Annotated in this window: 21 protein-coding genes; 6 read left to right on the forward strand and 15 right to left on the reverse strand. The window is 66.9% G+C overall.

Going from position 1 to position 19164, the window contains the following annotated elements; all coding sequences use genetic code 11:
* Positions 1-164: 164 nt before the first annotated feature.
* The 5 genes from MU449_RS03050 to MU449_RS03070 are packed head-to-tail and all read left to right on the forward strand — an operon-like array spanning position 165 to position 4561.
* The gene (locus MU449_RS03050) at positions 165-1040 is read left to right on the forward strand and encodes an RNA polymerase factor sigma-32 (protein ID WP_244736543.1); all 876 of its coding nucleotides are present in this window, start codon (positions 165-167) and stop codon (positions 1038-1040) included.
* A gap of 27 nt (positions 1041-1067) precedes the next feature.
* On the forward strand, positions 1068-2261 hold the full coding sequence (coaBC, locus tag MU449_RS03055; RefSeq protein ID WP_244736544.1) for a bifunctional phosphopantothenoylcysteine decarboxylase/phosphopantothenate--cysteine ligase CoaBC: 1194 nt from the start codon (positions 1068-1070) through the stop codon (positions 2259-2261).
* A gap of 54 nt (positions 2262-2315) precedes the next feature.
* Positions 2316-2780 (forward strand): dUTP diphosphatase, encoded by a 465-nt coding sequence (gene dut, locus MU449_RS03060; RefSeq protein ID WP_244736545.1) that lies wholly within the window; start codon positions 2316-2318, stop codon positions 2778-2780.
* Positions 2780-3532 carry a HesA/MoeB/ThiF family protein gene (locus tag MU449_RS03065; RefSeq protein WP_342345635.1) on the forward strand — a complete coding sequence of 251 codons (753 nt, stop codon included), beginning with the start codon at positions 2780-2782 and terminating at the stop codon, positions 3530-3532. Before dut ends, MU449_RS03065 begins: the two co-directional genes overlap by 1 nt.
* Positions 3533-3562: 30 nt before the next feature.
* A complete protein-coding gene (locus MU449_RS03070; RefSeq protein WP_244736546.1) occupies positions 3563-4561 on the forward strand; it encodes a DNA topoisomerase IB in 999 nt (332 codons plus the stop codon).
* Here the strand turns inward: MU449_RS03070 and MU449_RS03075 are convergent.
* Genes MU449_RS03075 through MU449_RS03090 form a run of 4 tightly spaced genes read right to left on the reverse strand, consistent with a single transcriptional unit; the run spans position 4558 to position 6149 of the window.
* Positions 4558-4749, reverse strand: coding sequence for a DUF3008 family protein (locus MU449_RS03075; protein WP_244736547.1), 192 nt, complete (start codon positions 4747-4749; stop codon positions 4558-4560). The two genes, MU449_RS03070 and MU449_RS03075, sit on opposite strands and share 4 nt — an antisense overlap.
* A gap of 13 nt (positions 4750-4762) precedes the next feature.
* Positions 4763-4933 carry a hypothetical protein gene (locus MU449_RS03080; RefSeq protein WP_244736548.1) on the reverse strand — a complete coding sequence of 57 codons (171 nt, stop codon included), beginning with the start codon at positions 4931-4933 and terminating at the stop codon, positions 4763-4765.
* A gap of 38 nt (positions 4934-4971) precedes the next feature.
* Positions 4972-5574 carry a DNA-3-methyladenine glycosylase gene (locus tag MU449_RS03085; protein WP_425310570.1) on the reverse strand — a complete coding sequence of 201 codons (603 nt, stop codon included), beginning with the start codon at positions 5572-5574 and terminating at the stop codon, positions 4972-4974.
* Entirely contained in the window at positions 5514-6149 is a 636-nt protein-coding gene (locus MU449_RS03090) for a hypothetical protein (protein WP_244736549.1), read from the reverse strand. Before MU449_RS03090 ends, MU449_RS03085 begins: the two co-directional genes overlap by 61 nt.
* Positions 6150-6303: 154 nt before the next feature.
* On the opposite strand from MU449_RS03090, the gene MU449_RS03095 reads away from it, so the two are divergent.
* Positions 6304-6972, forward strand: coding sequence for a CbiX/SirB N-terminal domain-containing protein (locus MU449_RS03095; RefSeq protein ID WP_244736550.1), 669 nt, complete (start codon positions 6304-6306; stop codon positions 6970-6972).
* On the opposite strand, the gene MU449_RS03100 is transcribed toward MU449_RS03095, so the two are convergent.
* The 11 genes from MU449_RS03100 to MU449_RS03150 all read right to left on the reverse strand — a co-directional run bounded on the left by MU449_RS03100 (position 6973) and on the right by MU449_RS03150 (position 19124).
* On the reverse strand, positions 6973-7845 hold the full coding sequence (locus MU449_RS03100) for a cation diffusion facilitator family transporter (RefSeq protein ID WP_244736551.1): 873 nt from the start codon (positions 7843-7845) through the stop codon (positions 6973-6975).
* Entirely contained in the window at positions 7842-8354 is a 513-nt protein-coding gene (locus tag MU449_RS03105) for an SH3 domain-containing protein (RefSeq protein ID WP_244736552.1), read from the reverse strand. The genes MU449_RS03100 and MU449_RS03105 overlap by 4 nt, the downstream gene beginning before the upstream one ends.
* A gap of 71 nt (positions 8355-8425) precedes the next feature.
* On the reverse strand, positions 8426-9358 hold the full coding sequence (locus tag MU449_RS03110; protein ID WP_244736553.1) for a 2-hydroxyacid dehydrogenase: 933 nt from the start codon (positions 9356-9358) through the stop codon (positions 8426-8428).
* A complete protein-coding gene (gene rodA, locus MU449_RS03115; RefSeq protein ID WP_244736554.1) occupies positions 9359-10504 on the reverse strand; it encodes a rod shape-determining protein RodA in 1146 nt (381 codons plus the stop codon).
* On the reverse strand, positions 10504-12414 hold the full coding sequence (gene mrdA, locus MU449_RS03120) for a penicillin-binding protein 2 (protein WP_244738950.1): 1911 nt from the start codon (positions 12412-12414) through the stop codon (positions 10504-10506). The genes rodA and mrdA overlap by 1 nt, the downstream gene beginning before the upstream one ends.
* 41 nt (positions 12415-12455) lie before the next feature.
* On the reverse strand, positions 12456-12995 hold the full coding sequence (locus MU449_RS03125; RefSeq protein ID WP_244736555.1) for a rod shape-determining protein MreD: 540 nt from the start codon (positions 12993-12995) through the stop codon (positions 12456-12458).
* On the reverse strand, positions 12992-13900 hold the full coding sequence (mreC, locus tag MU449_RS03130; RefSeq protein ID WP_244736556.1) for a rod shape-determining protein MreC: 909 nt from the start codon (positions 13898-13900) through the stop codon (positions 12992-12994). Before mreC ends, MU449_RS03125 begins: the two co-directional genes overlap by 4 nt.
* An 8-nt stretch (positions 13901-13908) precedes the next feature.
* A complete protein-coding gene (locus tag MU449_RS03135) occupies positions 13909-14943 on the reverse strand; it encodes a rod shape-determining protein (protein WP_244736557.1) in 1035 nt (344 codons plus the stop codon).
* A gap of 126 nt (positions 14944-15069) precedes the next feature.
* Complete coding sequence (locus MU449_RS03140; RefSeq protein ID WP_244736558.1) at positions 15070-16638, reverse strand: 2-isopropylmalate synthase; 1569 nt, start codon at positions 16636-16638, stop codon at positions 15070-15072.
* A gap of 212 nt (positions 16639-16850) precedes the next feature.
* Positions 16851-17894 (reverse strand): magnesium transporter CorA family protein, encoded by a 1044-nt coding sequence (locus MU449_RS03145; RefSeq protein WP_244736559.1) that lies wholly within the window; start codon positions 17892-17894, stop codon positions 16851-16853.
* 6 nt (positions 17895-17900) lie between these two features.
* Positions 17901-19124 (reverse strand): PQQ-dependent sugar dehydrogenase, encoded by a 1224-nt coding sequence (locus MU449_RS03150; protein ID WP_244736560.1) that lies wholly within the window; start codon positions 19122-19124, stop codon positions 17901-17903.
* Positions 19125-19164: the final 40 nt, after the last annotated feature.

Here is a 19164-nt window from a genome sequence, read left to right on the forward strand (position 1 = left end):
CGCCGAAAAATCTGCGCAAAGGCTACTTGTCCGAAGTTTTCGGGGAACTAAAGCGGCGCTTCCCCCGTTTCCCCATCAGAAAGCCGGATCCGCCACGGCAGGACATGTGGCGGAACACCGTGGGGTCAAGCCCCATCAAACAAAAGCAGAGGGAGAGGGGTCTCATGCCACTCGATATGTTCAGCGATCAGACGATGTCGCGCAAGGCGATGAAAGCGGAACTTCTGGATGCGGAAACCGAACTGCGGCTGGCCTATGCCTGGCGCGACCAGCGCGATGAGAAAGCCCTCCACCGTCTGATCACCGCCTATATGCGGTTGGCGATTTCCATGGCGGCCAAATTCCGCCGCTATGGCGCGCCGATGAACGACCTGATCCAGGAGGCGAGCCTTGGCCTGATGAAAGCCGCCGACAAGTTCGACCCGGATCGGGGGGTGCGCTTCTCCACCTATGCCGTGTGGTGGATCAAGGCCTCGATCCAGGATTACGTCATGCGCAACTGGTCCATGGTGCGGACCGGCTCCACCTCCAGCCAGAAGGCGCTGTTCTTCAACATGCGCCGCGTGCAGGCCAAGCTGGAACGTGAGGCCGAGGCGCGGGGCGAATCGCTGGACAGCCATCAGCTGCGCCACATGATCGCCATCGAGGTCGGCGTGCCGCTGGCCGATGTGGAGATGATGGAGGGCCGTCTGTCCGGCTCCGACTTTTCGTTGAACGCCACGCAATCGTCGGACGAGGATGGCCGCGAATGGATCGACGCGCTGGAGGACGATTCGGCGCAGGCGGCCGAGCAGGTCGAAGGTTCGCATGATGCCGCCTATTTGCGGAACTGGCTGATTTCGGCCATCCAGAACCTGAACGCGCGCGAGCGTTTCATCGTGACGGAGCGCAAGCTGCGCGAAGCGCCCCGCACCCTGGAATCCTTGGGCGAGGAACTGGGCCTGTCGAAAGAGCGCGTGCGCCAGTTGGAAGCCGCCGCCTTCGCCAAGATGCGCCGCAGCCTTGAGACGCAGAGCCGCGAGGTTCACCACTTCCTTTGATCGCAGGCGCGGCCTATGGTTGCGCCCATGATGAAAGGCAAACGCATTCTTCTGATCATCGGTGGCGGGATCGCCGCCTACAAGGCGCTGGAGGTGATCCGGCGCCTTCGCGATCGTGGGGCCGCGGTCACGCCCGTCCTGACCCGCGCGGGGGAGGAGTTCGTGACCCCATTGTCGGTGGCGGCGCTGGCCGGGCACAAGGTCTATCGCGATCTGTTCGATCTGACGGATGAGGCGGAGATGGGGCATATCCAACTCTCCCGTTCCGCCGATCTGATCGTGGTTGCGCCCGCGACGGCGGATCTGATGGCCAAGATGGCGCAGGGGCGGGCGGACGATCTTGCCTCCACCCTTCTTCTGGCGACGGATACGCCGGTGCTGGTGGCCCCCGCGATGAATGTGCGGATGTGGGATCACCCGGCCACGCAGCGCAACATCGCAACGCTGAAGGCGGATGGCGTCCGATTCGTCGGCCCGGACGATGGCGCGATGGCCTGCGGCGAATTCGGCCCCGGCCGCCTGTCCGAACCGATGGAGATCGTGGCGGCCGTCGCCGCGTCCTTCGGCGCGCAGCCTTTGGCAGGGCGGCACATCCTCATCACCTCCGGCCCCACGCAGGAGCCGATCGATCCCGTCCGCTTCATCGCCAACCGATCCTCGGGCGCGCAGGGGACGGCGTTGGCGCAGGCCTGTCTGGGATTGGGCGCGACCGTCACCTTCGTGACCGGCCCCGCCACCGTGCCGCCGCCGACGGGGGCTGCGGTGGTGCGGGTGGAAACGGCGGCGCAGATGCTGGCGGCGGTGCAGGCGGCACTGCCGGCCGATGCGGCGATCTTCGCCGCCGCCGTGGCCGATTGGCGCGTGGCCGAGGCGGGCGCGGCCAAGCTGAAGAAACGTCCGGGCGAGGGGCCGGCCCCGCTGACCCTGATCGAAAACCCCGACATCTTGGCAACCGTTTCCCGGGGGGAGAACCGCCCCCGTCTGGTCGTGGGCTTTGCCGCCGAAACCCATGATGTCCTGACCCACGCGCAGGACAAGCTGCGCCGCAAGGGCTGCGACTGGATCGTGGCCAATGATGTGTCGCCCGCGACGGGCATCATGGGCGGGACGGAAAACGAGGTGACGATCCTGCGCGCGGACGGCACCACCCCGTGGCCCCGCATGACCAAGGATCAGGTCGCCCGCCGTCTGGCGGAGGAGATCGCGGCGGCCCTTGGCTGAGGTTGCGTGGGGCATCGCGACGCCCTATCGTCCGGGCCGAAGACAGGAGGCCCGATGACCGACCCGACCGTAGAGATCCGTGTGCTTGACCCGCGCGTGCATGACTGGGGCATCCCCGCCTATCAGACCGCCGGTTCGGCGGCGGTGGACCTGTTCGCCTGCATCGACGCCCCGATGGAGATTGCGGCCGGGGCCCCGGCGACGCTGATCCCGTCGGGCCTTGCGCTGTTCATGGATACCGACCGCATGGCGGCGCTGGTGCTGCCGCGTTCGGGCTCGGGGCACAAGAAGGGGCTGGTTCTGGGCAACCTCGTCGGTCTGATCGATTCGGATTACACCGGCGAGGTGAAGATCAGCCTGTGGAACCGCAACCCGACCGGCGCCCCCATCGTGGTCGAGCCGGGCGAGCGGGTGGCCCAGATGATGTTCGTGCCCGTGCTGCGCCCGACCCTGACGGTGGTGGACCAATTCTCCGGCACGACCGCGCGCGGGGCGGGCGGGTTCGGATCGACCGGCTGATGCTGTCGGAGGCCGAGCTTCACCGCTATTCCCGCCACATGCTGCTGCGCGAAGTGGGGGGCGTGGGGCAGATGCGGCTGGGCCGGGCGCGCGTTCTGGTGATCGGCGCGGGGGGGCTTGGGGCCGGGGCGCTGCCCTATCTCGCGGCGGCGGGCATCGGCCATATCACCGTGATGGACGGGGATGAGGTGGAGGTGCACAACCTGCAACGCCAGGTCGTGCACGACACCGCCCATATCGGCATGAACAAGGCGCTGTCCGCGGCGGCGCGGATGCGCGCGATCAACCCGCATGTCGTGGTGGAGGCGATGCCCCGCCACCTGACCGATGAGCCGGACCTTGTGGCCGCGCATGACCTGATCCTGGACGGAACCGACAGTTTCGCCACCCGGTATCTGGCGAATGACCTTGCGGTGCGGGTCTCGCGCCCGCTCATCTCGGGCGCCCTGACGCAGTGGGAGGGGCAGATCGGCCTTTATGCCGACGCAGGTTCGGCCTGCCTGCGCTGCGTGTTCCCCGAGATTCCGGCCGAGGGGCTTGTCCCCTCCTGCGCCGAGGCGGGGGTTCTGGGACCCCTTCCGGGCATCATCGGCGGGATGATGGCCGCCGAGGCGGTGAAGCGTCTGGCGGGCGCGGGCACGCCTTTGCGCAACCGGCTGATGATCTTCGACGCGCTTTACATGGAAACGCGGGTGATGACCGTTCATCGTCGCGACGACTGCCCGACCTGCGGGAACCCCGCGCATCGCTGATCGTTTGTCCCCGCAAGGGGAAGGGTGACGATGCCAAGCGATGTTCAGGTGCCCGAGGGGCTGGTCTATGTCGATGACAGGATGCCCGGCATTTCCCGCAAGCGCGCCGGAAAAGGTTTTTGCTTCGTCGGGCCGGACGGGGCCACGCTGAAAGGGCCGGACCGCAGCCGCTGCCTGAAGCTGGCCGTCCCCCCCGCCTATGAAAGCGTGTGGATCTGCGCGTTGGAAAATGGGCATCTGCAGGCCACCGGGCTGGACGCGCGGGGGCGCAAGCAATACCGCTATCACCCCGATTGGGGCGCGTGGCGATCGGCGGCGAAATACGACACGTTGCCCGCCTTCGGGGCGGGTCTGGGCCGCCTGCGCCGCCGCGTGGATCGGGATTTGAAAGAGGATGCGGGCGATCTGTCCTTCAGTCTTGCGGCGATGGTCCTGTTGATCGACCGGACCTATCTTCGGGCGGGAACCCCGGCCTACACCCTTGCCAACAAGACATTCGGGGCCACGACCCTGCTGACCCGTCATCTGTCGCTGGCCGATGGCGTGGTGCGGCTGAAGTTCAAGGCCAAGGGCGGCAAGGCGGTGAACCGCACGCTGCGCGACAAGCGTCTGCACCGGATCATGCACCAGATCGGAGATCTGCCGGGACGGCACCTGTTCACCTGGGTGGATGAGGAGGGGGAGGTTCGGCCCGTCTCCTCTCACAATCTGAACGACTATATCGCCGAAGGGTCGGGGGTGGCGGGGGCGACGGCCAAGACGTTTCGCACCTGGGGCGGGTCGCTCGCGGCCTTCACGGCGGCACGGGAGCCGGGCAAGCTGTCGCTGAAATCCATGTGCGAGCTGGCGGCGGAGGCTTTGGGCAACACGCCCACCATCGCCCGCAAATCCTACATCCACCCCGAAGTTCTGGCGCTGTCCGACATGGAGCCGGTGGCACGGATCGACATGCTGAACGCGCTGCCCACAGAAGGGGACAGCGCGCTGAAGGCCGACGAGCGGCGGATGCTGGCGTTCCTGAACGCCTAGTCGTCTTTCGCTGCGGTTTCGGGTTTCCCCTTGCGCTTGGTCGCGGCCATGTCGTGCAGTTCCTTTTCCGACATGCTGGCGGCCATTTGCTTCGAGGCGCCTTTCAGATCGGATTTCTTCGTCTCGCCCCGTTTGGCCGAAAGTGCGGCCCCGGCGGCTTTCTGCTGGGCTTTCGATTTGGCGGGCATGGCGCGGGCCTCCTTATGCGCGGATGGGGGGTGTGACTTCGCCCGGTGCGGGAAGATCGGGATCTTCGGCTGGGGGCATCTGATCCGGGCCGGGATCGGGCAGATCGGGTCCGGGCGAGGGCGGGGGGGAATTTGGGGGCAGGTCACCGGGTTGCGGGATGCCGACCATTTGAATGTCCGTCATGATGTCCTCCTTTTGAAAGACAACAGAGCGACACCCCGTCATGTTCCCGGAAAACGTCGACTGAGGAACGCCGACCCCTCCGACCCGAAGCGCCATGGGCGATCGGTGGCGCGGGTGATGCCGATGCGCGGGCCGGTGACGACAGGGCCGCGTGGTGCGGGATGGAACCGCAGGATGTCGGCACCGTCCGCCGCCGCGTCCAGCCCGAAAGCCTGCCCGATCTTGCCCGGCCCCGAACACAAGGCGCGCGGTGCCTCGGTGCCGCGCCGCCGCGCCATCACCTCCAGCCCGGCCAGCGGTTCCAGCGCGCGCAACAGCACCGCATCCCCAGACCGGCACACGACGTTCAGACACCAGTGGATGCCATAGGAGCGATAGACATAGGCCAGCCCCGCCGGGCCGAACATCGCCCGGTTGCGGGGGCGGGGGCCGCCAAAGCTGTGGGAGGCGGGGTCGTCGGAGGTATAGGCCTCCGTCTCCACGACGCGCGCGGCCAAGGGGCCGACCTCCAGCCGGCTGCCGATCAGATCGCGTGCGACGTCGGGGGCGGGGCGGTCGAACCAAGCATGGGGAAAGGGGGTCAGCGCGCGCCCCGCAGACTGGACAAACGCGCGACGGCGATCGCCAGCATCAGATAGCAGGCCAGTTCCAACACCTCCTCGGTGCGGCCCGCCATCTGGTCGGTCTGGGCCGAAATCTCGATCCCGAAGCCGGCCAGCTTGCGCCCCAGCCCGTCGATCGTCTTGGCCACCACGCCCAGAACGAAGGCCCCGGCAATCAGCCATGCGTCCAACCGTCCGGCCTTCAGCCGCTGCCACCACAGGGGCGCGTTGCGCGTCAGCAACCGCCACGACGCCCAAAGCGTCAGCGCGATGATCGCGGCCCCCAGAAGCTTCTCCCCCCATGGGGCGGGCCCGGTATAGGTGTTCAGCTTCAAAAGCCCATAGTCGGTGAAACGTTTGTCGGCGTCCATTTCCCGCGCCGCCATCGCCAGAAACAGAAACGGAATCTGCCATTCGCGCCACCGATAGGGCCCCGCCAGCCAGAGCCACAGCACGACCGCCGCGAACAGCACCCCGACCGATGCCAGTTCAAGCCCGTGGCCTTCTTTGAAAAACAGGTTCAAATCGCTCACCGTTGCTGCCGAAATGCCAAGAAATCCGAACGTCACAATCAACAGCGTCAGGCTTATGGTTCTGAACCGGAGGTCTTTCATCGAGTATCCTTTACGAAATATCCGTCCGGCGCGCACCTGCGGCGTTTTGACATATTCGTGTCATGAAAGTGCGACGCCGACACCGCGAATCTGTGCGGTGGGGCGGATGGGTGACGTATGGCATTTGCGGGCGGATGGGCGCAAGATGCGCGACATGACCCATCGCGCCCTTATCGTGTCCCATGGCCAACCCTCCGACCCCCGCCCGGCGGGGGAGGAGATCGAGGATTTGGCCCGCCATGTCGCCACCCATCTGGACGGGTGGGACGTGCGCGCCGCGACCCTGGCCGAAGCCGGGGCGCTGGAGCGGGGGTTGGCCGGGGGGGTGGGGGTCGTTTATCCCCTGTTCATGGCGGCGGGGTGGTTCACCGGCACGCATCTGCCCCGGCGGCTGGCGGCGGCCGGGGGGGCGGCGTGGCCCGTGCTGGCCCCCTTCGGCGCCGATCCGGCGGTGATGGCGCTGACCGTCGATCTGGCGCGGGCGGCGGGGCGACCGGTGCTTCTGGCGGGCCACGGGTCGTTCCGCAGCGCCGAGCCGTCGCGCGTGGTCCACGATCTTGCCGCGCGGATCGAGGCGGAGACGGGGAAGCCCTGCCGCGCGGCCTTCATCGACCAGAGCCCGCAGATCGCGGATGTGGCGCGGGACATGCCGAATGCCGCCTGCCTGCCGTTCTTTGCCGCACGGCGGGGCCACGTGATCGACGATCTGCCGGATGCGCTGGCCAGGGCGGGGTTCACCGGCCCGCTTTTGCCGCCCGTGGGGCTGCATGACCGGGTGCCCGCGCTGATCGCGGCGGCGCTGATGCGGGCGCGGGGGGCATGATCAGCCGGGGCGGTGCGCCACGTCCTTGTGGATGATCACCTCCACCTGCGGATAGGCGAGGGTGATGGTCCGTTTCAGGCCCGCGCCGATGTCATGCGCCTCTCGCAGGGTCAGGTCGCCATCCAGTTCGATATGCAGGTTGATGAAGACGCGGCTGCCGGCGGTCCGGCTTTTCAGGTCGTGGAACCCCCGCACCTCGGGCCAGTTGCGGACCAGCGTCTCGATCCCGTGCAAGAGGTCGGGATCGGCCTGCCGGTCCATCAGCGCATCGAACGCGCCGCGCCCGATCTTCAGCGCGCCCACCACCATCAGCCCCGCCGCTGCCAGCGCCACCACGCTGTCCACCGCCGGCAGGTCCAGCCGCCCCGAGGCCAGCAGCGCGAACAGCGCCCCGATCGATGGGATGAGATCGCCCAGATAATGCAGCCGGTCCGCCGCCACCACGCGGTTGCCCGTGGCCCGCGCCACGCGCCCCTGCCACCAGACCAGCGCCAGCGTCAGCAGGATGGACACCGTCATGACCACGATCCCCGCCCCCTCGCGTCCCAGAGAGGGCGGCTCGGGGTGGATCAGCCGTCGCACCGCCGCCACGGCGATGACGCCCGCCGACACGAAGATGAAGACGGCCTGCCCCAGGGCCGCGATGTCCTCGGCGGAACTGTGGCCGAAGGGGTGATCCTCGTCCGCGGGGCGTTGGGCATAAAAAATCGCCGTCATCGCACCCAGCGACAGGATCATGTCCATCGCGCTGTCGGCCAGGGACGCCGCCACCGACAGCGACCCCGTCTGCGCCACGGCCCACAGCTTCATCAGCACAAGCACCGTCGCCACGAGGAACGAGGCGATCCCCGCCCGCAATGCCAGATGGGTCATTCCAGAATCTCGTCCTTGCCCACGCCCCAGATCTGCGATTTCAGAACCCAGCCGCGTTCGCCCGCCAGCCGCAGGCGGCACCAGTTCGCGGTGCATTGCAGCAACGTCGCCACCACATCCTTCTGCGCGCGCAGCACGACGGTCGAATCCTCGCTCGGGCTGTCGTGCAGGTCGGCCATGTCGGCGGTGATGAGGGCCGAGCGGGAGCCGGACAGAAGCGCGTAATGCATCCAGCCGCCCACGCCCTCGGCATCCTCAACCCGCCGCCAATGACCGTATTCGGCGGTGATCAGCAGGGGCATCCCGTCGCGGGTGAACACCCAGTCGATCCGGTGGGTCAGGCCGGGGCCGCGGCGGGCGTTGCCTTCGCTGGTCTTGAGCGTGACGAAACGGGGCAGGGGCAGGTTCGTCACCGCCCCCAGACGGGGTTCGGGCGCGTCCTGTGCGATGGCGGCCGCGGCCAGGGGCACCAGAAGGGCCAGCATCACGGCCCGCACGAAATTCCACATCACTCTGCCCCTTGGGTCGTCTTTTCCCCCGTCAAACCATTCCAGGCCCGATTTGGCCAGAGGGTCGCGCTTCAGTATCCCGTGACGCGATCCACCAGATGCAGGAAAGGCGCACCCGCCTCGCCCCGCCGCACATTCTCGGCCACCACGCCCGACGCGGTGTCGGGCCGCGTCCAGGCGGCGATATGCGGCGTGACGGTCACGTTCGGATGATGCCAGAACGGATGATCCGGCGGCAAGGGTTCCTGGCGGAAAACGTCCATCGTCGCATGGCCGACCTGACCGGAATCTAGCGCATCCAGCAGCGCGCCTTCGTCGATCAGGGGGCCGCGCCCGGGGTTGATGATTGCGGCCCCCGGGGCCAGCTGCGCCAGGGCGCGGTCGTTCAGCACGTTTTCGGTGGCGGGCGTGTCGGGCAACAGCAGCACGACGATCTCGGCCCCCTTCAGGACCGCGTCCAGCCCGTCGGGGCCGGAGGCGGTGGTCAGACCTTCCAGTGTCTTGGGGCTGCGGCTCCACCCATGCACGTCGAACCCGATGCGGGCCAGGGCGTGGGCGCAGGCGGCCCCCAATTCCCCCAGTCCCAGCACGGCGACCTTGCGGTTCTGGGCCAGGGGGGGCTGCTTCTGGTCCCAATGCGGCGCGGTGGCGGTGATGAAGCGGTCCATGCCCAGATGGTGGCGCAGGGCATGGCCGGTCACATATTCGATCATTCCCTTTTCCAGCCCCGGATCGACCATGCGGCACAGGGGTTGGGTCAGGGTCGTGTTGCCCACCACGCGTTCCACCCCCGCCCACAGGCTGAGCACGGCGCGGGTGTTCACGAAGGGGCTGAAATCCTCGATCAGCCCGCCGGGGGCGAAGACGATGTAGTCGATCGCCGCCGGATCGGGCGCCTCGGTCACGATGTCGGCGGTGACGCCGGCGCGGGACAGGGCGGCCCCCAGATGCGGTTCGTATTTCGCCCATTGATGCGCCCCGGCGGCGAAGAAAACAGTCGTCATTCAGCGGTCCCTTGCCCGATGTACATGCGCGCTCTGCACGATCCCGAAGGCCGTCAGAAGCACCATCATCGCCGATCCGCCATAGCTGACCATCGGCAGCGGCACACCCACGACCGGGGCGAGCCCCATGACCATCAACATGTTGACCGCGAAAAGAAAGAAGAAACTGGCCGCGATGCCCAAGGTCACCAGCGCCGCGAACCGGTCGCGCATCTGGATGGCCGATGTGATGCAGAACACGATGATCAGCGCATAAAGAACAAGCAACGAGCAGGCGCCGATGAAGCCGAACTCCTCGGCCACGACGGTGAAGATGAAGTCGGTATGCTTTTCGGGCAGGAAGTTCAGGCGGCTTTGCGTGCCTTGCATGAACCCGCGCCCCGTCCAGCCGCCCGATCCCAGGGCGATCTTGGCTTGGGTGATGTGGTAGCCGGCCCCCAGCGGATCGCTGGAGGGATCGAGGAAGGTGTCGATCCGGCGATACTGGTAATCGCGCAGAAGCTGCCATGTGGTGCCCCGACTGGCCAGCACGGCCGTCACGATCCCGCCGCCCAGACCCGCGACGGCCGCGAAATAAAGCCAGTGGACCCCGGCGCAGAACATCACCACCGCCCCCCCGCCCAGAAGCAGGATGGCGGTGCCCAGATCGGGCTGCACCATGACCAGCGCCACCGGCAGAAGGATCATCCCGACCGGCAGCAGAACCCACAAGGGACGCGACACCTTGTTCACCGGCAACCAGTCGTAATAGGCGGCCAGCATCATCACGAGGGCGATCTTCATCAACTCGGACGGTTGCAGCGTGATGAACCCGAAGTTCAGCCAGCGCTGCGCCCCCATGCCCACATGGCCCATCACGTCCACGGCGACCAGCAGGCCCACCGACACCAGATAGGCCACCCCCGACATGTTGCGCCAGAACCAGATGGGGATGAACGCCACCACCAGCATCACCGTCAGGCCGACGGCAAAGCGTTTCATCTGCGGCTCGGCCCAGGTGTCGATCCGGCCCCCGGCTACGGAATAGAGCATGAGCCAGCCCACCGCGCAGACCGTGGTCAACAGGATGATCAGGGGCCAGTTGAGGTAGAGGACCTTGCGAAACCCCGTGGGGACCGTCTGGATGCGGTATTCAAGAAAGCTCATCAGGCGCGGTCCGGGGTGGAGGTGGCGCGGGCCAGCGCGTCCATGTCGCGAAGGCGCAGTTCCGACAGGGCCGTCTCGATCCGCGCGCGCTGGTTCTGGGGATAGGCGGCAAGAGCGGGCATCTTGCCCGTCAGCGCGCGCAGCAGAACGTCGCGCACGATGGGGGCGGCCACCGCCGATCCGCCGCCGCCATGTTCCACGACGCACGCCACCGCCACGCGCGGCGCGTCGAACGGGGCATAGCCCACGAACAGCGCATGGTCGCGCCGGTTCCACGGCAGCTGATCGTTGCTGATCACGCCCCGCGCGCGTTCGGCGGCGGTGATGTTGCGCACCTGGCTGGTGCCCGATTTCCCGGCCATGATCATCGACGGATCGACGATGCGGGAATTGTATCCGGTCATCCCCTGAACGTTCGACACCGTGTGCATCCCGCGCTGGACCATGCGCAGAAGGGGGGCGGGAATGTCCAGCGGCGGCGCCTCGGGGACGGCCACGTCCTGTCCGCCGACGGATTTCACCAGATGCGGCACCACCGCCCGCCCCGAGGCCAGCCGCGCCGTCATCACCGCCAGTTGCAGGGGCGAGGTGAGGACATAGCCCTGCCCGATGGAGGCGTTGATCGTATCGCCGATCCGCCAGTCCTGGTCGTAGCTGTCACGCTTCCATTGCCGGTCGGGCATGACCCCTTCGACGATGGCCGACATCGGCAGGTCGTGGCGCGTGCCAAGGCCAAGGCGGCGGCCCATCTCTGCGATCTTGTCGATGCCGACCCGCTGCGAGATGTCGTAGAAATAGACGTCGCAGCTTTTGCCCAAGGCCAGATCAAGGTTGGCATGACCGTGGCCATAGCGCGAATGGCAATGGAACCGCCGCCCGCCGAATTCGTAATATCCGGGGCAATAGACGCGGGTTTCGGCGTCGATCACCCCCGCCTCCAACGCCGCCAGCGCGGTGACCATCTTGAAGGTCGATCCGGGGGGGTAGGCGCCCTGAACCGACTTGTTGGCCAGCGGTCGATGGTCGTTTTCGGTCAGCACCGAATAATCGGCATAGGAGATGCCGCGCACGAACAGGTTGGGATCGAAGGACGGGGCGGAGGCGCAGGCCAGAATCGCGCCGGTCTGGACATCCATCGCCACGACCGAGGCGCTTTCCTCGCCCAATCGCGCCTGTGCGAAGTTCTGGATGCCGGCGTCGATGGTCAGATGCAGGTCCGATCCGGCCACGCCTTCGATCCGGTCGAGTTCGCGCATGACGCGGCCGACGGCGTTCACCTCGATCCGCCGGGTGCCGGCCTGACCGCGGAGCGGGGTTTCCATCCACGTCTCCACCCCGATCTTGCCGATCTGGAACTGGGGGATCTGCAACAACGGATCGGGCACCTCCTGTGCCGCCAGATCGCGTTCGGACACGGGGCCGACATAGCCGATGACATGCGCGAAATCGGTATCCATGGGATAGATGCGCGACAGCCCCACCTCCGGCACCACGCCGGGAAGGGACGGGGCGTTGACGGCCACGCGGGACATGTCGTCCCATGTGATGCGGTCGGCCACGACGATGGGGACGAAGGCCGCGCGCTTGCGCGCCTCCTCCGCGACGCGGGTCAGGTCGGTGTCGGCCAGCGGGATCACGCGTTGCAGGCGGTGCAGCACGTCGGGCACGTCGCCCGCCCCCTCGCGCGTGATGGTCACGCGGTAGTTCTGTTCGTTCCCCGCGATCAGCCGTCCGCCCCGGTCGAAGATCTGCCCCCGATGGGGCGGGATCAGCCGGATCGATACGCGGTTTTCCTCGGCCAGCAGGCGATACTGGTCGGCCTCGTCCACCTGCATGTATCGCAGGCGCGCGCCCAGCACGGCCACGATGGCCGACATGGCGCCGCCCATCACCAGGGCACGCCGCGTCATCTTGCGGGTGCCGTTGTCTCCGTCACGATGGGCGATGCGTTTCACATCCGTCTCCCGTAGGCATCGATTTCACCGGTGGCGGGCTTGTGCAGACCCAGCCCCCAGGTCGAGATCGCCACCACCACAGGATAGCACAGAATGGTGGCCAGCGCTTCCAGCATGGCATACCCCAAGGGCACCTGCGGAAGAAAGGCCGCGCTGAACACGAAACGGTAAGCGAGCGTCATGGCGACAATCAGCACCGCCATCAGCGCCCATTCCCCGATCCAGTTCAATTCGCGCGTGAAGGCGGGGCGGCGGCGCAGGAATTCGGTCGCAAGCACAGTCAGCGCGGCCCACAGGCCGGGCGGGCGCATCAGCAGGAAATCCTCGGTCAGGATCACCAGCGCGATCAGCCAGACCGCCATCGCATCGGGCCGCCGCAGCGTCCAGGCCAGCGTGATGCACAAAAGCACCGCCGGCCCCGGCCATCCGCCCGCCATGCCGCCCAAGGGCAGCAGGTTCGCGGTGATCAGCACCATGCCGAGTGCCACATACAGGCACCGCAGCAACCATCGCCGCGCCCACAGCGTGTCGGTCATGGTGCGCCATCGGACATGAGGTCGGGAATGTCGGGGGTGGCGGGCAGGGGGGGTGTTACCAGATCGCCCGGATCGCCCGGCGTGGGGCGCTCATGCGATCGCAAAACGCGCAGGAACTCCAGCCGTCCGTAATCGGCGGCCAGACGGACGCGCAGGCGGCGGTCGGGGCTTTGTGCCACCTCGCCCACCAGAAGATCGCTGGGCAGGACCGACCCGTCGCCCGAACTCACCACCCGGTCGCCGGGGCGCACCAGATCGGGTTTGTCCAGAAACTCCAACGCGGGGGCGGCGGTGTTGTCCCCCGACAGGATGGCGCGCTGGCCGGAAGGAAGGACGGTCACCGGGATGCGGCTGTTCGAATCGGTCAGCAGGATGACGCGGCTGGTCTGCTGCCCCACGCCCGCGATGCGCCCCACCAGCCCCACGCCGTCCATGGTGGCCCAGCCGTCGCGGATGCCGTCGCGCTGGCCCACGTTCAGGAGAACCGACTGCCGGAAGGGCGAGCCGCTGTCGGCCAGCACCATCCCCGTCACATGCGTCAACTGCGGGTCCAGCCGCACCTGATTGAGGTCCAGAAGCCGGGCATTCTGCTGTTCCAGCTGCAGCGCGGCTTCCTTCCACGCGCGCATCTGCTGCAACTCCCGCCGCAGTTCCTGGTTCTGTTCATAGATGCGGACATAGGATTGGGCATTGTCGATCATGTCCGCCACCCGCGTCACGGGGGCCATGGCCCAGGACATGCTTGGCACGAACCGGTCGGTCAGGGCGGTGCGAAGCTGTTCCATCCGCACGCTTTCGATGCGCCAGATCAGGAACACCGCCAGAAGCAGCAGAACCAGCCCCGCGACCAGAATGCGTCGCAGGGGGCGGGTGAAGGGGTCCGGTCCGGTGCGATCGCGGGGCAATTCTGGCCTCAGGTGTCGTAATCAATCACGTGGCGAAGCTGTTTTTGATATTCCAGCGCCTTGCCGGTGCCAAGCGCCACGCAGTTCAAAGGTTCGTTGGCGACCGAGATCGACAGGCCGGTTTCCTCGCGCAGCGCCAGATCCAGATCGCCCAGAAGCGCGCCACCGCCCGTCAGCATCACGCCGCGATCGACGATGTCGGCGGCCAGATCGGGGGGCGTCGCCTCCAGCGCCTGCATCACCGCGTCGCAGATCGACTGCACGGGTTCGGCCAGCGCCTCGGCCACCTGGGCCTGATTGATCTCCACCTCTTTCGGGACGCCGTTCAGCAGGTCGCGCCCGCGGATCAGCATCGACGCGCCGCGCCCGTCATCGGGCATCCGCGCCGTTCCGATGGAGGTCTTGATCCGTTCGGCCGTGGCATCCCCGATCAGCAGGTTCTGCTGGCGGCGCAGATAGGAGACGATCGCGTCGTCCATCCGGTCACCGCCCACGCGGATCGACCGGGCATAGACGATATCGCCCAGGGACAGCACCGCCACCTCGGTCGTGCCGCCGCCGATGTCGACCACCATGTTGCCGGTGGGTTCGGTGATGGGAAGCCCCGCGCCGATGGCCGCCGCAATGGGTTCGGCGATCAGGCCCGCACGCCGCGCGCCCGCCGACAGGACCGACTGGCGGATCGCCCGCTTTTCCACCGGGGTCGCGCCGTAAGGGACGCAGACGATGATCTTGGGCTTGGAAAAGGTGGTGCGTTTGTGGACCTTGCGGATGAAATGCTTGATCATTTCTTCCGCCGTGTCGAAATCGGCGATGACGCCATCGCGCAGCGGGCGGATGGCTTCGATGCTGCCGGGCGTGCGGCCCAGCATCAGTTTGGCATCCTCGCCCACCGCCAGAACCTGACGCTTCCCGTCCTTGACGTGATAGGCGACGACCGAGGGTTCGTTCAGGATGATGCCCTTGCCCTTCACATAGACAAGCGTGTTCGCCGTTCCGAGGTCGATCGCCATGTCCGACGAAAAGATACCCGCCAATGCCATATGAAGCCGTTCCTGCCTGTTGTCCCCAAGGTGCCGCGTCCTCGGGACACGAACGCCGTCTTATAAAAAACGAACGGGCGAAGCGAAAGGCTCCGCTTCGCCCGATCACACATTAATCAGCAAGGATCAGCCGGCATCGCGATAGCTGACGCCCTTGGTGTCATGCCCCGGCGCCGATTTCTCCCGCCGCAGGATCAGCCGGTTCAGCGCGTTCACATAGGCGCGGGTGGAGGCGACGACGGTATCGGTGTCGGCCGCGTGGCCCGTGGCGATCTTGCCGTCTTCCTCCAGCCGCACGGTCACGGTGGCCTGCGCGTCGGTGCCTTCGGTGATGGCCTGCACCTGATAAAGCGCCAGCTTCGCGTCGTGCTTCACCAGCGCGTTCACCGCGTTGAAGGCGGCATCCACCGGCCCGTCGCCTGTCGCCTCGGACGTCTGGTCGGTGCCGTCCACGGTCAGGGTCAGCTGCGCCTCTTGCGGGCCGTCGGTGCCGCAGATCACGCGCAGACGCTTGACCGACAGCTTGTCATAGGCGGCCTGCGTGTCGGCGTCCTGCATCAGGGCCAGCAGATCCTCGTCATAGATTTCCTTCTTGCGGTCGGCCAGCGCCTTGAACCGCACGAAGATGTCCGCAAGCTGGTTGTCCGCCACGTCGAACCCCAGATCCTTCAGCTTGGACCGCAGGGCCGCGCGGCCCGAATGCTTGCCCATGACGAGGTTGGTTTCCGTCAGGCCCACATCGGCGGGGCGCATGATCTCGAACGTTTCGGCGTTCTTCAGCATCCCGTCCTGATGGATGCCGGATTCATGGGCGAAGGCGTTCTTGCCGACGATGGCCTTGTTGAACTGCACGGCAAAGCCCGACACGGTCGCGACCTTGCGGCTGATCGCCGTCAGGCGGCGCGAATCGATCCCCGTCTGGAAGGGCATGATGTCGTTCCTGACCTTCAGGGCCATCACGACCTCCTCCAGCGCGGTGTTGCCCGCGCGTTCGCCCAGACCGTTGATCGTGCATTCGATCTGGCGGGCCCCGGCCTCCACCGCGGCCAGCGAGTTCGCCGTGGCCATGCCCAGATCGTTGTGGCAGTGGGTGGCGAAGACGATCTCATCCGCGCCGGGCACGCGTTCCAGCAACATGCGGATCAGGTCCGCCGATTCGCGCGGCGCGGTATAGCCCACGGTGTCGGGAATGTTGATCGTGGTGGCCCCGGCCTTGATCGCGATCTCGATCACCCGGCACAGATAGTCGTGCTCGGTCCGCGTGGCGTCCATGGGCGACCATTGCACGTTGTCGCACAGGTTGCGGGCGTGGGTCACCGTGTCATGGATGCGGTCGGCCATCTGGTCCTTGTCCAGATTGGGAATGGCGCGGTGCAGGGGCGAGGTGCCGATGAAGGTGTGGATGCGGGGCTGGGCCGCGTGCTTCACCGCTTCCCAGCAGCGGTCGATATCCTTGAAATTCGCGCGGGACAGGCCGCAGATGACCGAGTTGCGGGACTGTTTGGCGATCATCGACACCGCCTCGAAATCGCCCTCGGACGCGATGGGGAACCCCGCCTCGATGATGTCCACGCCCATGTCGTCCAGCATGGAGGCGATCTCCAGCTTCTCGGACAGGGTCATGGTGGCGCCGGGCGACTGTTCGCCGTCGCGCAGGGTGGTGTCGAAAATGAAAACTTTGTCTTGGGTCGTCATGGCTTCTTCCTTCGTCAGCGTGGGGGCCGGGCGCTGATCATCTCTGAGCGGTCGCGCCCGGGGGCACGCTCAGAGCAGCGTAAGAAGAAGCAGGCCGCGGGGGCGGATCAGGGCGTTGCCCTGCGATGCGATATGTTGGTCCCGTGCCATGGGGGCGACTATACGGGCCGCAAACCGGCACGCAACCCCAAATAAACGACAGGTTTTCTGCCCTATAGCCAGTTTTTCCGGCGGAACCACAAAAAGGGCAGAACGGCCGAGATGCCCATCGCCGCCAGCGCCAGGGGATAGCCCACGGCCCAATGCAGTTCCGGCATGTGATCGAAGTTCATGCCATAGATCGTGCCGACCAGCGTCGGCGGCAGAAACAGGGCGGTGGCGATGGACAGGACCTTGATGATCTGGTTCTGCTCCACCCCGATCAGGCCGACGGTGGCCGAATGGAGGAAGGACAGCTCCGCCTCCACCTGCGCCAGCGCGGTGGAAAGGGAGGTGACATCGCGGTGAATGGCCTTCAGCCGCGCGACGCCCTTGGGCGACATGTGGGCCAGCGGGGGCAGATCCTCATCCTCGGTCCGGGCAGCGTGGCCGCTGGCGGCATCGCGCAGGAACGGGATCAGGCGGTCGAAGCTGAGGATGCTTTCGCGCAGGATGGACAGGGTGCGGTTCTTGCGGCCCAGACGGCGGACCAGCTTGCGCAGATCCTGTTCGGCCATCCCCGACCCTTCGTCCGCATCGAAGAACACGCTGTCGGACAGGTCGGCCAGATCGGCCGAGACCTTTTCCAGCACATCCGCGATCCGTTCCACGAACGCCTCCAGCATGGTGGCCAGAAGGCGCGGGGCCGTGTCCGATTCGCCCGGATGCCGTGCCACGCGGGTGGCGATGGTGCCAAGGGGCAGGGGATCGGCGTGGCGCACCGTCACCAGACGGTCGGGCATCAGCAGAAAGGTGATCTGCGACCGGCGGGGGCGCCCCTTGTTCGCGCCTTCGATCACCACCGCCGTCATCACAAGCGCCGCGCCTTCGATGTAAAGGCGGGCCGAATCCTCGATGTCGGACATTTCGTCCCGCGTGGGGACGGGCGCGCCGATCAAGGCTTCGACGGCGTGTTCTTCGTCGGCGGTGGGGGAGCAGAGGTCGATCCACAGGGCCCGCCCTTGCGGCAGGCCGTCATGGGCAACCAGCTTGCCGTCGGTCAGGATGTGGTGCGCGATCATGCGCGCGAAGATGCCCGCGCCGGGGGGCGCGGGCAAGGGGGATCACGCGTCGGGCGCCGTGATCCGCACGATGGTGGACGACCCTTCGTCGCGGTTTTCGGTCACGGCATAGATCGCGCCGTCCGGCCCGACGCGCACGTCGCGCACGCGCGCCTCAAGGGGAATGCGATCCTCCCACTCCACCGTGTCGCCATCCATGCCCAGAACCACCACGCCCTGCGTCACCAGGCCGCCGATCAGGATCGCGCCGTCCCATTCGGGGAATTCCTCGCCTTCATAGAAGGCCATGCCCGAGGGCGCGATGACCGGGTCCCAGTAATAGAGCGGCTGCTGCGTTTCGGCGTTCTGGGTGATGCCTTCACCCACCTCCTCGCCGCTGTATTCGACGCCATAGGTGACCTCGGGCCAGCCGTAGTTCAGGCCCGCCTCGGGACGGTTCAGCTCATCCCCGCCTTTCGGCCCGTGTTCCACCATCCAGAACTCGCCCTCGGGCGACAGGGCGGCGGATTGGGTGTTGCGGTGGCCAAGGCTCCAGATTTCGGGCATGGCGCCGTCCTGGTCGATGAAGGGGTTGCCTTCGGCCGGGTCGCCCTCGGCGGTGATGCGGATGACCTTGCCGAAATGGCTGCCGACGTCCTGCGCCTGCACACGCGGTTCTTCGTCCGAGCGTTCGCCGACCGTCAGCCAGATCACGTCATCGGCATCGACCACGATGCGCGAGCCGAAATGCTTGTTGCCGTCATAGGTGGGCTGCTGGGCGAAGATGACCTCCACATCCTCCAGCCGGGCGGTGCTGCCGTCCTCCACCAGACGGGCCTTGGCAAGCGCGGTGCCGTTCCCGTCCTCGCGTGGTTCGGCATAGGAAAAGTAGATGATCCCGCTGTCGGCGAAATCGTTCGCCAGCGCCACGTCCAAAAGCCCGCCCTGACCGTCGGCATCCACCTCGGGCACGCCTTCGATCGCGGGGCCGGGGGTGCCGTCGGCGACGATGTGCATGTCGCCCTTCTTGGCGGTGACCAGCATCCGGCCATCGGGCAGGAATTCCATCGCCCACAGCTGCGGCAGGCCTTGGGCCACGGTTTCGGTCGCGACCTCCAGCGGCTCGGCCGGTTGGGGGGCGCGGGTCTGCCCCTCGAAGGCGGGGGTCTGGTCGGGGGCGTTGGGGGCCGCGGTTTCCACCGACGGGCGCGTTTCCTGCGCCATCAGCGGGAAGGGGGCCAGCATGGCGGCGGCCAGCGGCACGGACAGGCGGAGGGATCGGGTCATGGGGCGCTCCTCATCAGGGGTTCCCCCCTGCAACGCGGGA

It is taken from the genome of Falsirhodobacter halotolerans (assembly GCF_022899245.1).
GTDB lineage: Bacteria > Pseudomonadota > Alphaproteobacteria > Rhodobacterales > Rhodobacteraceae > Falsirhodobacter > Falsirhodobacter halotolerans.

What these genes read in the sequence shown, in the direction of transcription:
- MU449_RS03050 (WP_244736543.1), top strand. Translation starts at nt 165, where the DNA reads ATGCCACTCGATATGTTCAGCGATCAGACGATGTCGCGCAAGGCGATG.
- coaBC (WP_244736544.1), top strand. Translation starts at nt 1,068, where the DNA reads ATGATGAAAGGCAAACGCATTCTTCTGATCATCGGTGGCGGGATCGCC.
- dut (WP_244736545.1), top strand. Translation starts at nt 2,316, where the DNA reads ATGACCGACCCGACCGTAGAGATCCGTGTGCTTGACCCGCGCGTGCAT.
- MU449_RS03065 (WP_342345635.1), top strand. Translation starts at nt 2,780, where the DNA reads ATGCTGTCGGAGGCCGAGCTTCACCGCTATTCCCGCCACATGCTGCTG.
- MU449_RS03070 (WP_244736546.1), top strand. Translation starts at nt 3,563, where the DNA reads ATGCCAAGCGATGTTCAGGTGCCCGAGGGGCTGGTCTATGTCGATGAC.
- MU449_RS03075 (WP_244736547.1), bottom strand. Translation starts at nt 4,749, where the DNA reads ATGCCCGCCAAATCGAAAGCCCAGCAGAAAGCCGCCGGGGCCGCACTT.
- MU449_RS03080 (WP_244736548.1), bottom strand. Translation starts at nt 4,933, where the DNA reads ATGACGGACATTCAAATGGTCGGCATCCCGCAACCCGGTGACCTGCCC.
- MU449_RS03090 (WP_244736549.1), bottom strand. Translation starts at nt 6,149, where the DNA reads ATGAAAGACCTCCGGTTCAGAACCATAAGCCTGACGCTGTTGATTGTG.
- MU449_RS03095 (WP_244736550.1), top strand. Translation starts at nt 6,304, where the DNA reads ATGACCCATCGCGCCCTTATCGTGTCCCATGGCCAACCCTCCGACCCC.
- MU449_RS03100 (WP_244736551.1), bottom strand. Translation starts at nt 7,845, where the DNA reads ATGACCCATCTGGCATTGCGGGCGGGGATCGCCTCGTTCCTCGTGGCG.
- MU449_RS03105 (WP_244736552.1), bottom strand. Translation starts at nt 8,354, where the DNA reads ATGTGGAATTTCGTGCGGGCCGTGATGCTGGCCCTTCTGGTGCCCCTG.
- MU449_RS03110 (WP_244736553.1), bottom strand. Translation starts at nt 9,358, where the DNA reads ATGACGACTGTTTTCTTCGCCGCCGGGGCGCATCAATGGGCGAAATAC.
- rodA (WP_244736554.1), bottom strand. Translation starts at nt 10,504, where the DNA reads ATGAGCTTTCTTGAATACCGCATCCAGACGGTCCCCACGGGGTTTCGC.
- mrdA (WP_244738950.1), bottom strand. Translation starts at nt 12,414, where the DNA reads ATGACGCGGCGTGCCCTGGTGATGGGCGGCGCCATGTCGGCCATCGTG.
- MU449_RS03125 (WP_244736555.1), bottom strand. Translation starts at nt 12,995, where the DNA reads ATGACCGACACGCTGTGGGCGCGGCGATGGTTGCTGCGGTGCCTGTAT.
- MU449_RS03135 (WP_244736557.1), bottom strand. Translation starts at nt 14,943, where the DNA reads ATGGCATTGGCGGGTATCTTTTCGTCGGACATGGCGATCGACCTCGGA.
- MU449_RS03140 (WP_244736558.1), bottom strand. Translation starts at nt 16,638, where the DNA reads ATGACGACCCAAGACAAAGTTTTCATTTTCGACACCACCCTGCGCGAC.
- MU449_RS03150 (WP_244736560.1), bottom strand. Translation starts at nt 19,124, where the DNA reads ATGACCCGATCCCTCCGCCTGTCCGTGCCGCTGGCCGCCGCCATGCTG.